We start from the raw sequence: 13,489 nt of genomic DNA on the forward strand, positions 1-13,489 counted from the left end.
CAGCGATCCTGCGCGCATCATCCTGCGCCGCCGTTAAAACCCGACGTCAGAGATACCGCCACCACCAGCCAGTCCGCGTACGCTTGAAGGCGGCAAAGCTTCGACACGCGAACCAGCACGGCACCGCGACCAGCGCCGCGACCAGCCAGAGCGCCGCCACATTCGGTACGCTCACCAGCTTGCCATCCATGCCCAGCACCAGTCCGGCCGCGATGTTCAACGCATGCACGGCATACAAATGCAGGATGTAGAAGAACAACGGCGCCGATCCGAACACAGCCAACAGCGTCGTCACGCGCGCGGGCATCCGGTCGATCGCGGAGAGCAGGATCACCCCGGTCCCCAAGGTCAGGAGCAGGAAGTCGGCCGATGGCGGATATTTCGTCAGGTTGAGATAGCTCATGACCGTGGCAAGCGTCCCGCCGCCATCCTGCCACGGCAGCGGTTCGCCATAGCCGTTGATCGTCCGCAGGATCGCGAACAGCGCGAGCGCGCCACCCCCCGCAACCAGCAGGCGACTGCGGCGCTGAACGCGATCGACGGCCTGCGCGAACCAGGGGCCGATTGACCAACCCAGCGCAATCACGCCGATCCACGGCAGCACGGGATAGGATGTTCGAGCCTGTCCTCCGAACGGCAGGTCGAGCAGGCCGCGATCGTGCAGCACCGCCCAGATCGCGTGGCCCTGCTCGCCCGGCGCGATCGCGATCGGATCGAGCAGGTTATGCCCCAACACGATCGCCAGTCCGAGCACGACGACCAGGGTGCGCGGCAAATGCACGATCGCCGCGAGCGCGATCATCGACAGCCCGATCGCCCAGATCACCTGGAGATAGACGATCGCCGGAGTCGGATCGAACGTCCATGCGAAATTGACGATGGTCCATTCCAGCGCGACCAGGAACAACCCGCGCTTGAGCAGGAACGACGATGCCACCGCACGACGCTGCTCCAGCGCCCTGCCCTCTGCGTATAACCATGCCGCCAGCCCGGTCAGCAGAACGAACACCGGTGCGCACACATGCGCCGCAAGCCGCGAAAAGAACAAGCCGGGCGGCGTCGTCGCGATCGTCATCGGATCGCTGACCTGCGCGTGAAGATAGAAGAACTCGCGGGTGTGATCGACCAGCATCACCAGCATGACGAGCCCGCGCAATGCGTCGATCGACACGATCCGCTGACGCTTAACCGCAATCGGCTGGATCCGTCCCTGCACCCCGCCGGACACCGCCGCCGCGTTTCTCGTCATTGACATCATCGTCATACCTCCGTCATTGCGATGTTACATCATTACCAAAAAGGCAACCAGTCTTGTCGACCTTCCTGCGACGTACCGGCCACATTTCCGCACTCCTGTGCTTTGCGCTGCCGCTTCCACTGGCGGCGCAGGACCCCGACCGCGAGGCGGACGGCGAAGAAATTACCCGCGAGGCGGACGGTAAAGAGATCGTCGTGCTGGGTACCCGAGGCATGCAGCCCGACCGGACATTGTCGTCCGACATCTCGACCGAACGCATGTCGCCGTCCAGCCGGTCGCTCGAACGCGACCTGTTAAGCGCGGCGGGAACGTATCGGTTGTCGGATGCCCTCGAACTGGTCAGCGGCGTGAGCAACCAGAACAACCGTGGCGGCTTCCTCGACAATTTTGCCATTCGCGGGTTTCTCGGCACGCCCGATGGCGGCGCGGAGTATTATGTCGACAGCTTTTTGGCGAACCGTGGCCTCGGCCCGCCACGCGATCCCGCGACGACCGAGCGGATCGAGGTGCTGAAGGGCCCGGCGGGCGCGCTGTTCGGCGACATCGATCCCGGTGGCCGGGTCAACATCGTCAGCAAGACGCCGCGCTTCACCCCGAGGGCGACCGCGACGCTGACCTATGGCTCGTTCGATACGCGGCGTGCCGAACTGGATGTGACCGGTCCGCTATCGAGCACGCTCGCGGCGCGGATCGTGGTTGCAGCCGAGAACAGTGACGGCTGGCGCGATTTCGTCACGTTGCGCCGCCGGGTGGTAAGCCCATCGCTGACCTGGGCGCCGCGCGATGGCACCCGGCTTACCTATGTCGGCGAGATCACGCAGTTCGATGCACCGTTCGACCGCGGTATTCCGGCGATCGGCGGCGACGCGAACGCGCTGCCCCGATCGCGTTTCTATGGCGAGCCATCCGATGGCACGACGCGGTTTCGCAATACCCGGCATCAACTGTCCGGCCAGATCGCCGTCACCGACCGGATGACCCTGAATGGCGGTATCGCGCGACGCACGGGATCGCTGCGGGGATTCTCGTCCGACCAGTCCCGTCTGGTCGCAGGGGACACGCTGTGGCGCCAGCGCAGGGCGCGCGATTACACGGTCGAGGATCTCTCGGCACGGCTCGAACTGACGGGCGAATTCGGAGCGCACCGGGCCAGCGTCGGGATCAAAGGCTATACGCTCGACTATCACGAAGGCCTGCTCCGCAGGAACCCGACCGCCGCTGCGCCGCACGCGATCAATGTCTTCGCGCCGCTCTATGGCGGCCAGGCGCTGCCCCTGATGCCGTTCACCGACAATGACGAGACGCGCCGCGTGGGCACGCTCTACATCCAGGACATGTGGGACGTGACGCAGCGGCTGACGCTCACCGGTGGCGTGCGGTTCGACGCCTATCGCCAACAGGTCCGCAACAACCGCACCGGGCAGACCGGCCGGAGCATCGACGAGCCCGTCCATGTCCGGTTCGGCGGACGCTATGCGATCGACGAGCGGTTCGCGGTCCATGCCAATTGGGGAGAAAGCTTCCTGCTCAACTCGGGGACCGGGCGCGACGGTCAAGGCTTCGCCCCCGAACGCGGCAAAGGCTATGAGCTCGGCATTACCGCGGCGTTTCCCGGTCTCGATATCGCGGTGACCGGATTCGACATCGCCAAGCGCGATATCCTGACGAACGACCCGGTCGATCCGAACTTCCTGGCGCCGGTCGGATCGCTGACCAGCCGCGGGATCGAGTTCGACGCGTCATTGCGGATAGCCGCCCGCTGGCAACTGGTCGCCAATTATGCCTGGACTCATGCGCGGACCGACGATCGCAGCTTTGCCACCGATCGCGTACTCAACGTACCCGAGCACGCCGCCACGCTGTTCGTCCTCGGCCGGTTTCTCGACCCCGGCGGCCGCGGTGCGTCTATCAGCGCTGGCGCCAGCTATGTCGGCGCCCGCGCGGGCGCGATCGACACCAGCGGCCTCGTCCTGCCGCGCTATCTCAAGGCGAAGGCCGCGGTCGACTATGCCTTCTCGCCGACGCTCGCCGCACGTCTCGAAGCCGATAATCTGTTCGACGCCCGGTATGCGCAAAGCTCGTACAGTCCGGTCTGGGTCTTCCCCGGCGCGCCGCGCACCGTGCGGATGTCGGTTCGCCTGAGCTATTGAGGGTTCGGCTCTCGGCCAGGCCCTGAACTATTCGCGCAGCGGCGGGCCTGATCCTAAAAAAAAGGGCGCCCCGCGAACGGGACGCCCCAGGCGCAGGAGATTGCCCCGCCGTTCGGCGAGTCCGATCGCGCCTATTTGAACGAGGCGCGGATCGAGAAGGTGAAGCGACTGTCGTTGATGAACCAGTTGCGCGGACGCGTCAGCAGGTCGTCGTTGATCACATAGGAGGTGCGCGTGACCGATTTGGTCAGGTTCACGCCCTGGAAACCCATCCGGATCGACGGCGTCACCGCATAGAAGATCGACGCGTCGAGCTGGCCATAGGATTCCGCATAGACCGGCGAGAACGGCGTGATGACGTCGCGGATCGTCAACAGGTTGCGCGATCGCCAGTTATACGCCGCACGAAGCTCCAGCCCGTTGCGCTGATAAAATGGCCCGATGTTGAACTGGTATTTCGACAGCCCCTGCAACGGCAATTTGCTGGTATCGACGGACGAGATGATCCCGGCCGCAACGTTCGGATCGTTCGGGTCGAGCTGTTGCTGCGACACGCCGGTCGAGTGGACATAGGTGAAGTTGGCCGACAAGCCGAGCCCGCCCAGGACCGACGGCAGGAAGCCATAGGTCTGCTGGTACCCGACTTCGAAGCCGCGCACCTTGCCGGTCTCGGTTGAGTTCAACGGCGTGGTGACGATCGCGTCGAACGTCGAGCCATTGTTGGTGAAGCTCAACCGCTGCGTACCGACCGACTGGACGCCGTACAGGTTCTTGGCGAACGCGGAGAAGGTCAGCTGACCGACGCTCGAGAAATACCATTCCGCGGTCAGATCGTAATTGTCGGCGCGCACCGGTTTCAGGTTCGGATTGCCGACGTCGAAGATCGCGACCGGACCGCCGTTGAAGAGGATCGTCTGGTCGCTGGTGTTCAGGCCGATATTGTAGAACGAGCGCGTCAGGCCGAATTCGGGCGGTGCGACGCTCTTGTTGAATGCGGCGCGGAACTGGAGACCACCGCCGACCGCGAGCTTGGCGTTGAAGCTGGGCAGGAAATAATCATAGGTCAGCTTGGCGTCGTTGGCGACGAGCGCGCCGTTCTGGAACGCCGCGGCGGCGGCACGCGTGGCGTCCGGCAAGGCGCAGAACCGCGAGATCGCCGAGCCATCGGTTGGCGCCACGCAATTGAACGACTGATTGGGGAACGCGAAGAAGCCCGACGAGGTCCGCTCGGTCCTGGTGTAGCGCACACCGACATTGCCGCTAACGTTCCAGCCGTTCGACAGGTCGTTGCCGAACCGGACCGCGACATAGGCGGCGTTGTTGCGCTCGATGACCGGGTTGACCTCGCCGGGACGGAACGGTGTTCCGGCGATGACGCCGGAGCGCTGCGCGAGCGGCACCCAGCCGTCGGCACCCGAGTTGGTCGACGTGAAGTTGCGCCACTCGCGGGCGATCTGGCTGATCTGCTGTACCGCGCTGCCGTAATCCTGCAGCTGATTGCCCGGGAAGAACACCCGCCCGCCGTTCGACGGATCATTGGCCTGACCGCGGAAGAAATTGTCGTACAGGAACGCCTGTTGCGGGCCCGGCGTGCCGACATCGCGGGTGGTCGGATTGCCGTCGATCGGGCGATCGAACCACACCGGTCCGCCAGCCGAACCGGCACCTGCGCCGCTGCCGTCGCCACCGCCCCAGATCTCGCTCAGCACACCCCAGTTATAGGCGGTCGAGCGCGCCTCGTTCTGACGATCCGAGAACCGATAGCCGGCACGGACCGAGGTCAGCCAGCTCTCCTCCGGGAAGGAATAGTCCAGATCGATACGCGCGGCGTCCTCGTTGCCTGCGCTGTCCTCGATGTGATCCATCGCCGAGCGGTAGAAGCTGTTATACGGATCGAGATAGCTCGGATGCGCTGCGTTCTGATAGTTGTTCGGCGTGTTCGCGACCGGCACGAAGTTCACATAGGCGGGATCGTTGCCGTTCAGGCGGATGTCCGCATTCTGGTAGGTCGTGCCCCAGACCGTCAGATCGGTCACCGTCACCTTCGACCAGACATGCTGGTAATCGACCGTCACGCCAAGCCGGGTGGTCGGCTGCCACTTGAAGTTGAAGCTCGCATCGTTGGTGATGAAGCGCCCGGTATTGCCGCGCGCGATGTTGTTGCTCTGCAGGCCGTTGGTCGGCGTGCGCATGTCGGTGCCCTGGTCGGCACGATACCCGTTCGGGCCGGTGATCAGACCGCTGGTGAACGCATTGTCGTCGTCGAACGTGAAGCTGGTGCCGGGATAGGGCTGAGAATCGCCTGCCGACAGAACGTTGTCGGTCGCGACCTCGATCGAGTTCTCGGTCCAGGCCTCACGCGAGTCGGACCGCAGGAACTGCGCGGTTGCGTTCATCGTCCCGTCGTTGCTGCGCCACTGCCCCGCGGCCGAAAAGCCGTAGCGCGTGCGGTTAAATTCCTGGCTGCGCACGGCGGCGCCACGCGGCACATAGAAAAGACCGTCGCCCGCAACCGTCGATCCGTCGGTCCGCGTGATCAGGTTGTTCGCGGCATTATACTGGTTGAGCTGATAATAGGCGCCATCGGTGCCACGCGGCCGCTCGCCCCAGTTCGAAATCTGGACGCTGTCGGCACGGCTGCGCACCTGTGAGCGGACGAAGCTGCCGAGCAGGCCGAACTGGCCGATCCCCGTCTCCCACCGATCGCTGAGCAGGACCGATACGGTCGGCGCCGACTTCTTGACGAAGTCGCCATAATTGTTCTCGAGCGTGCCGCCGAGCGTGAACCCCGTCGAATCGAACGGCAGGCGGGTGCGCAGGTTGACCGTGCCGGCGATGCCGCCTTCGATCATGTCCGCGGACGGGCTCTTGAACACGTCGACACCGCCGAGCAGTTCGGACGGCACGTCGGCGAACGACAAGCCGCGACCATTGTTCGCGCTGAACGAATCGCGGCCATTGATCTCGGAGCGGGTGTAGGTCAGCCCGCGGACGACGACGCCCGAACCTTCGGTCGAGAAGTGATCGGGATCGGCCCCTGCCGCAAAACGGCTGATCGAGACGCCGGGAACGCGCTGCAACGCCTCGGTCACCGAGCGATCCGGCAGCGCACCGATGTCCTCTGCCGAGATCGAGTCGACGACGACTTCGGAATTCTTCTTGATCGCCTGCGCGGTCTGCAGGCTGCGACGGATGCCGGTGACGACGACGTCCTGCGTCGCGGCTTCCTGCTGCGGGGTCGCCGTGGACTGCTCCGCCTTAGTCACGTCGGCACCGCCGGACGGTACTTGTGCATTGGCAGACGGCTGCGATCCGGTTGCGGCCGAGGGCTGTGCCGCGGCGGCGCGATCAGAAGGTGCGGTACGCTGTAGCGCGTTCGGGGTCGGCGTGCTCTGCGGCGCGGGCGCGTCACCCGCAGCGTCGACCGACTGCGCCATCGCCGCGTACGGCAAAGCGGCCAGACACACCGCAAAAAGCGACACGCCACTCTTCAGTGCCGCACCGCGAACAAACGACTGCGTATTGCCAGACTCTCGCTGCATGATGCCCTGCATCCCCTCTTCTCTGATAGCGCTATCATTTATGAATTGCGCGCTTTGACAAGGCACTTGGTAGCGCGCACCTGAGCGGACAGCTAGTGCGAAAATGCAACAGAACGCCACAATTGTTACATTGTTTGTAACGGTACCACGTAGCGGGCAAGACCTGGGATTAAGCCAATCAAATATACGATAGCAGGCGACGTACGATCTTATTTATACGATATAGCCGAATAGTTCGGACGGATATGGTGAGCCTGCCAACCCGCGCTAACATCGATTAAGGGCGACACTATCTCAGGCCGCGGACTCGCCCGGCATTACGGTATCAGGGATAATTGGAGATCGGGTATTGACCATGTCGGCCTTACCATCGGCATAAGGCGTGTTGCGCCGCCCATCATAGATACGCCCTCCCCGAGGATAGCATGAGCTCCAATCCATCACCCGAGAGACCCGAACCTGCACGGGGCATGACCGTCGTCATCGTCGGCGGTGGCACCGCGGGGTGGATGGCCGCCGTCGCATTCGGCCGACTGCTGGTCCCGGCCGGTGGCCGCGTCACGCTGGTCGAGTCGGACGCGATCGCAACCGTCGGCGTTGGCGAAGCGACGATCCCGCCGATCCGCACCTTTCACGCCATGCTTGGGATCGATGAAGACGCGTTCCTGGCCGCGACCGGTGGCAGCTACAAGCTCGGCATCCGGTTCGAAGGCTGGTCGCATCCGACAGAGAGCTACGTCCACCCGTTCGGCCAGATCGGCACCGACATCGCCGGCCAGTCGTTCGCCACGCAATGGCTCCGTGCCCGGCAGGCGGGCGAGGCCGAAGCGCTGGGACAATATTCGCTGGAAGCACGCGCGGCCGAAACCGGACGGTTCTCTAAGCCGATCGCCAACGGCGACTCACCGCTGTCGCGCATTGGTTACGCCTATCACTTCGACGCCGCGCGCTATGCCCACTTCCTCCGCGCGCAAGCCGAAGCACACGGCGTCGTCCGCTGCGAAGGCATGGTGGTGCGTGTCGAACAGGGCCCGGCGGGGATCGCCGCGGTTCACCTGGCCGGCGGGACGCGGATCGCAGGCGACCTGTTCATCGACTGTAGCGGCTTTCGTGCATTGCTGATCGAGGGCGCGCTGGCCGCCGGCTGGGAAGATTGGTCGTCATGGCTGCCGTGCGACCGGGCGGTCGCGGTGCCATCGTCCGCCGACGCCGCCCCATTGCCGCTGACCCGGGCGATCGCGCAACCCGCCGGATGGCGCTGGCGCATCCCGCTGCGCCACCGCACGGGCAACGGTCACGTCTTTTCGAGCCGCTACATGAGCGAGGATGAGGCCACCGCATGTCTGCTGGACGGGATCGAGGGCGAGGCGTTGGCTGATCCGCGCGTGATCCGCTTCGCGACCGGGCACCGCCGTCGATTCTGGTCGGGCAATTGCGTTGCGCTGGGGCTCGCCGCGGGATTCATGGAACCGCTCGAATCGACCAGCATCCATCTGGTGCAAAGTGGGCTCCAGCATCTGCTGCGGATGCTGCCGGGTACGGGTGTCGCGTCGTCGGTCGTGATCGAGCGCTATAACCGGGTGATGACCGCGGAGTTCGTCCGCATCCGCGACTTCCTCGTCGCGCATTATCATCTCAACTCGCGACCCGAACACTTCTGGCGCGACCGGGCAGCGGCACCGATTCCCGAGGGCCTTGCCGAAAAACTCGCGATGTTTCGGGATGGCGGGCGCATCTTCCGCGAACCCGACGAACTGTTCAACGAGACGAGCTGGCTTGCGCTGTTGACCGGGCAGAACGCCGTCGTCGATGGTCACGACCCGCTTTGTGCGGCGCTGCCGATCGCGCGTGCGGCGCACCGTATCGCGCAGATCGAGCAGGTCGTCACCGCCTCACTGGCGCATATGCCCCCGCATGCCGACGCGCTGGCGCGGCTCGAACGCGGCTGAGCAAAGCCGCACCGCGCCCGAACCCGTATCGATCGGGCCCGTATCGATCGGGCCCGTATCGCCCGAACCCGTATCGATCAGCGGCGCTGGAGCGATTTGAGCAGATAGTTGCGGAGGCGTTCGGTGCGCTCGTCGCTCGCCGGCCCGAGTACACCGCGCGCCGCCATCGGCAGATGATCGGCCGCCGCCGCCGCGTCGTCGCCGAACACGTAATGGTCGAACCACGCCCGCCAGCCGGCTTTCTCCGCCGCGGGCCGATCGCGTACCGCCATCAGCGCGTGCACGACCGCGTTGAAGGCCGAAATGGTCGGATCGAACGACCACCAATAATTACACAGCACGTTGAGCGTACCGAACGCCTGGACATGATGCCACCAGATCGCGGGCATGAAGATCGCGTCGCCCGGCCCCAGATCGGCGACCAGCGCGTGGCCGAGCGCCTGGGCATACCGCGGATAGCGATCGAAATCGGGCGCCAGAGGATCGACCATGCTCGCCGGTGGTCCCGCCAACGTGCGGTCGAGCGGTCCGATATAGAGATTGCCAACCTGATCGGGTGGGAACAGCGTGAAGCGACGCTGACCGGCGACGACGCAGGCGAGATTGGTCGACCCGTCATAGTGCGTTGCGGTCTGCGTCCCGTTGCCGATCCACAGCCTTGGCACGGCGCCGCCCATCGGGAGGTCGAGCGGGTTCGCCGCGGACCAGCCGGGCAGATGCTCGGGCGCGGTCGCGGCGTTGGCATAAAGGATATGCCGCGCGTTTTCGGGGAGCGCCGACAGGCGGAGCAGCTCGTTGAGTAGCGCGCCAAGCGACGCCTTTTCACGGTGGAAGTTGAAGCCTTCGAGCTGGTCGCCGCGATAGAAGAAGCGGCCGCGGAACTCCGGTCCGCCGATCAGCACTTCCATCGGTTGGCCGCCATTGCCGAGTCCCGCCAGATAGGCAGCGATCGCGCGATCACCGTCAAGCCCCGCGCGCACGCTCGCCCAGTGCGAAACCTGCCCGCGCAAGACGATCGGGGTCGAGCTGGTCGCGACTTCGGCAGCGAACGTCGCGGCATCGACGGCGGCGCGTTCCTCGACGCGCGCATCGGTGGCGGCGGGATGATCGATCTTCATGCCGCTTGATACCGCAACCGCGATCGGCTTGCTACTTTCACCGCGCGTCCAACCACTTGCGATACCGTCACGCGCATCGTTAGTGATGCGGCGAACGACGATGACCATGGAGTGGACGATGATGCGGTGGCGGACGGCGCTGATACTGGCGTCCATGAGTGTCGTCGCGGCCAAGGGGCCTGGCGCCCCCGCGGCGCAGCGGGACGTCGCGCGGACCGGCGATGCGATGCGCGAGTCGACCGATCGTCAGGATCGACCGGCGCAGGCCGCCGCGGCGCTCCGACCCCACCATCGCGAATCGCGACCGGCGATCGCCCTGACGTTCGACGATATTCCCGCGCACGGCCCCCTGCCTGCCGGTACGACACGGGTAGGCGTCATCCGTGACCTCGTGCGCGCGCTGGGCGCAGCGAACGCGCCGGCTTTCGGCTTTTTCAACGGCGGTTTCGGGACCGACGACCCGGCCGGCTCGGCCAAGGCGGTCGCGGCTTGGCGCTCGGCGGGACTGCCGCTTGGCAACCATAGCTATTCGCACGCCAATCTCGACGACATCGGCGCGGCCGCCTTTTCTGACGATATCACCCGCAACGAAGTGCCGCTCAGCGCTGCTGTACAAGGGGCTGCACGGGAGGCTGCACAGGGGTCAGACTGGCGCTGGTTTCGCTACCCCTTCCTGGCGGAAGGCAAGACGCCCGCGACACGCGAGGCCGCCCGTGCAAGCCTCAGGGCGAAGGGCTACCGGGTCGCTGCCGTGACGATGAGTTTCGACGATTATAAATGGAATCCGCCCTATGCCGGGTGCGATATCGGTCGGGACGCCGATGCGGTTCATCGCCTCGAGGACAGCTTTCTGGCCGATGCCCGTGCAGCGGCGATCGCCTCCCGCGCGCGGGCAAAGGCGCAGCTCGGCCGCGACATCCCCTATGTCCTTCTGCTTCATGTCGGTGCGTTCGATGCGCGCATGATGCCGCGCCTCCTGGCCCTGTACCAGGCCATGGGCTTTCGCTTTGTGACGCTCGCAGAGGCCGAGGCCGATCCCTATTATCCCGCCGCGCTCGACCTGTCGCGACCAGGGCCAACGCCCTCGCTGGCCGGGCCACCCACGGTCCCTGCGCTCGCGGGGCCGCCCGCCGTGACGTGCGGTTGATCGTATCCACGTCCCAGAGCGCCGCAAGACGGCCGACGGGATCGGACACCGCGGTGCATGCGTTTGATCGCGCTGGACGTGCCGCGTGGTGCGCCCGCCTGCCTCTCCGGTGCGATGCCCAGTCCATGTCGATGTTTCGAGTCCCGCAATTGCTGGCCCTCGCCCTGCTGACCGCGGTACCGCTACCCGCGGCAGCGCAGGTTCCGACGATCGTTCCGCCGCCCGTTACGCGCGGGGTCACGCAGCCGGCCGGACCGCGCATCCAGTTGCCGGTCGACGCGCTGATGCAGGATGCCGGCCAATATGCGCGCGCGTTCGGCGTCACGCTCGACGAGGCGATGCACCGGTTGCGCGCCCAGGCGGACAGCGTCGCGGTGACCGATCGCCTGCGCGAGACCTACCGCGACCGCTGGGCGGGTATCGCGATCGATCACAGCCCGACCTATCGGATCGTCATCCTGCTGACCGGCACCGCCCCTGTTCCGGACCAGTCGGTCATGGCCGGCGGGATGGTCGTCCCGATCGTGTTTCGCACCGGCGCGGCGATGAACCGCACGGGCATGCTGGCGATCATCGCCACGTATCAGGCGCGGATCCGCGCGGCGTTGCCACATCCGCCCGGCCTGGGGATCGACCCGCGGACGGGCGCGCTGCTGGTCATGATCAGCGGCCGCGACGCCGAACTCGATCGAGACGGCGCGTTGCAGGCTGAGATCGAGACGATGACCGGCGTCCCCGTCCGGATCGAGGCGATCGACCGGACGACCAACGACCAGACGGACGCGCTGCCGGCTCAGACACAGGCCGCTCCCGATCTGCCCGCGCCGATCCCGGATATCGTTCCGCCACCCGCGCCGATGCCCCCGGCGCCGTCGGTCGAAGGCGGCGCGCGGGTCGTGGGGACGGTCGATGGCAAGCGTTATGCCTGCACGACCGGGTTCGTCGTCACCGACGGATCGCGCTCCGGCATCGCCACCGCCGCGCATTGTCCCGACGCGCTGACCTATGTCGACGCGCGCCAGGGCAACGTCCCGCTCGACTTCGTCGGGCAATGGGGTTGGGGCTATCAGGACGTCCAGGTCAACACGATCGCCGCCGGCGCGCCGCTCCCCGCGTTATTTTATGCCGACACCGCGAAGACGCTGACCCGCTCCGTTTCGACGTGGCGCAACCGGGAGAGCACGCGTGCAGGGGATTTCGTCTGCCACCGCGGCGAACGAACCGGGTATAGTTGCGCGCTGGTCGCGATGGTCGATTTCGCACCGGCGGGCGATCTGTGCGGCGGCGCGTGCCTGCCGACGTGGGTCGCGGTCGAAGGCCCAACCTGCAAGGCCGGCGACAGCGGCGCACCGGTGTTCGACGGCAATGTTGCGCTCGGTCTCGTCAAGGGCGGAACGTACCGCCGTGATGGCGCGTGCCTGTTCTATTACTACATGTCGACCGACTATCTGCCGCCGGGCTGGTCGCTTGCCTATGCCGCCACGAGCCCCGCCCCGGTCGCGCCTTGAGGTTGCACGGACACCGCTTGCGCTACCCGATCGGCAATTGACGCGTTACGCCGCGATATGACCGACACGCCGCCCGCAATTCCCGCCGCCACATTGGTCGTGTTCCGCGACGCCGGCGACGGACCGCCGGAACTCCTGTTCGTCGAACGCGCCAAGGCGATGGCGTTCGCAGGCGGCGCCCTGGTGTTTCCCGGCGGGCGAGTCGATCCCGGCGATCATGCACTGGCCGCGGTACTCGGGACGGGGGACGCCGAAAGCGCAGCACGGATCGCCGCCGTACGCGAGACGATCGAGGAAGCCGGTCTGCCGATCGGGCTATCGCCGATGCCCTCCCCGACCGCGTTCGCCCGAATGCGCGCGGCGCTGCATGCCGGGACCGCGTTCGGCGAGGCGTTAACGGACGCCGCCGTCGGTCTCGATCTGGATGCGCTGGAATATTTCGCACGCTGGCGACCGGCGCATGCCCACGCCCGGATCTTCGATACGCGCTTCTACCTGGCGCGATTGCCGGCAGGCGCCCCCGAAGCGCAGGTCGATGCGACGGAGAATGTCCGGTTGTTCTGGGCGACGGCGGCCGACGTGCTGGCGGAGGCCGATGCGGGGCGCGCGACGATCATCTTTCCGACGCGGCGCAATCTCGAACGGCTGGCACAGTTCGCCGACTTCGTTGCGGCCGTCGAGCACGCGCGCGCGCATCCGGTGCGGACCGTGACGCCGTGGACCGAAACGCGCGATGGCGTCGAACATCTCTGTATCCCGCACGATCTCGGCTATCCGATCACTTCGGAACCGATGTCGGACGCGGTGCGCGGCTGAC

8 protein-coding genes are annotated in these 13,489 nt (G+C 65.9%); 5 read left to right on the forward strand and 3 right to left on the reverse strand.

Annotation, left to right across the window (positions count from 1 at the left end; genetic code table 11):
- Positions 1-46 precede the first annotated feature (46 nt).
- Positions 47-1,258, reverse strand: coding sequence for a heparan-alpha-glucosaminide N-acetyltransferase domain-containing protein (locus tag C8J40_RS10020; protein ID WP_243693307.1), 1,212 nt, complete (start codon positions 1,256-1,258; stop codon positions 47-49).
- Between the two features lie 53 nt (positions 1,259-1,311).
- On the opposite strand from C8J40_RS10020, the gene C8J40_RS10025 reads away from it, so the two are divergent.
- Positions 1,312-3,408 carry a TonB-dependent siderophore receptor gene (locus C8J40_RS10025; protein WP_243693308.1) on the forward strand — a complete coding sequence of 699 codons (2,097 nt, stop codon included), beginning with the start codon at positions 1,312-1,314 and terminating at the stop codon, positions 3,406-3,408.
- A gap of 131 nt (positions 3,409-3,539) precedes the next feature.
- Here the strand turns inward: C8J40_RS10025 and C8J40_RS10030 are convergent, their stop codons facing one another.
- Positions 3,540-6,950, reverse strand: coding sequence for a TonB-dependent receptor (locus C8J40_RS10030; protein WP_165911401.1), 3,411 nt, complete (start codon positions 6,948-6,950; stop codon positions 3,540-3,542).
- Positions 6,951-7,420: 470 nt separating this feature from the next.
- Here C8J40_RS10030 and C8J40_RS10035 point away from each other — a divergent pair, with 470 nt between their 5' ends.
- Positions 7,421-8,899, forward strand: coding sequence for a tryptophan halogenase family protein (locus C8J40_RS10035; RefSeq protein WP_243693309.1), 1,479 nt, complete (start codon positions 7,421-7,423; stop codon positions 8,897-8,899).
- Positions 8,900-8,976: 77 nt separating this feature from the next.
- Here the strand turns inward: C8J40_RS10035 and C8J40_RS10040 are convergent, their stop codons facing one another.
- Positions 8,977-10,173, reverse strand: coding sequence for a cupin-like domain-containing protein (locus C8J40_RS10040; RefSeq protein ID WP_243693310.1), 1,197 nt, complete (start codon positions 10,171-10,173; stop codon positions 8,977-8,979).
- Here C8J40_RS10040 and C8J40_RS10045 point away from each other — a divergent pair.
- The 3 genes from C8J40_RS10045 to C8J40_RS10055 all read left to right on the forward strand — a co-directional run bounded on the left by C8J40_RS10045 (position 10,172) and on the right by C8J40_RS10055 (position 13,488).
- Positions 10,172-11,164, forward strand: a complete 993-nt coding sequence (locus tag C8J40_RS10045) for a polysaccharide deacetylase family protein (RefSeq protein WP_243693311.1) — start codon at positions 10,172-10,174, stop codon at positions 11,162-11,164. The genes C8J40_RS10040 and C8J40_RS10045 overlap by 2 nt on opposite strands.
- A 125-nt stretch (positions 11,165-11,289) precedes the next feature.
- On the forward strand, positions 11,290-12,672 hold the full coding sequence (locus C8J40_RS10050) for a S1 family peptidase (protein WP_243693312.1): 1,383 nt from the start codon (positions 11,290-11,292) through the stop codon (positions 12,670-12,672).
- 57 nt (positions 12,673-12,729) lie between these two features.
- On the forward strand, positions 12,730-13,488 hold the full coding sequence (locus C8J40_RS10055; RefSeq protein ID WP_132896893.1) for an NUDIX domain-containing protein: 759 nt from the start codon (positions 12,730-12,732) through the stop codon (positions 13,486-13,488).
- The last annotated feature ends 1 nt before the right edge of the window (position 13,489 follow it).

The organism is Sphingomonas sp. PP-CC-3A-396, assembly GCF_004343105.1.
In the GTDB taxonomy this organism is placed as follows: domain Bacteria; phylum Pseudomonadota; class Alphaproteobacteria; order Sphingomonadales; family Sphingomonadaceae; genus Sphingomonas.

Coding starts and splice junctions, on each gene's coding strand:
- C8J40_RS10030 (WP_165911401.1), bottom strand. CDS start 6,950: ATGCAGCGAGAGTCTGGCAATACGCAGTCGTTTGTTCGCGGTGCGGCA.
- C8J40_RS10050 (WP_243693312.1), top strand. CDS start 11,290: ATGTCGATGTTTCGAGTCCCGCAATTGCTGGCCCTCGCCCTGCTGACC.
- C8J40_RS10035 (WP_243693309.1), top strand. CDS start 7,421: ATGACCGTCGTCATCGTCGGCGGTGGCACCGCGGGGTGGATGGCCGCC.
- C8J40_RS10020 (WP_243693307.1), bottom strand. CDS start 1,258: ATGATGTCAATGACGAGAAACGCGGCGGCGGTGTCCGGCGGGGTGCAG.
- C8J40_RS10045 (WP_243693311.1), top strand. CDS start 10,172: ATGAGTGTCGTCGCGGCCAAGGGGCCTGGCGCCCCCGCGGCGCAGCGG.
- C8J40_RS10040 (WP_243693310.1), bottom strand. CDS start 10,173: ATGGACGCCAGTATCAGCGCCGTCCGCCACCGCATCATCGTCCACTCC.
- C8J40_RS10055 (WP_132896893.1), top strand. CDS start 12,730: ATGACCGACACGCCGCCCGCAATTCCCGCCGCCACATTGGTCGTGTTC.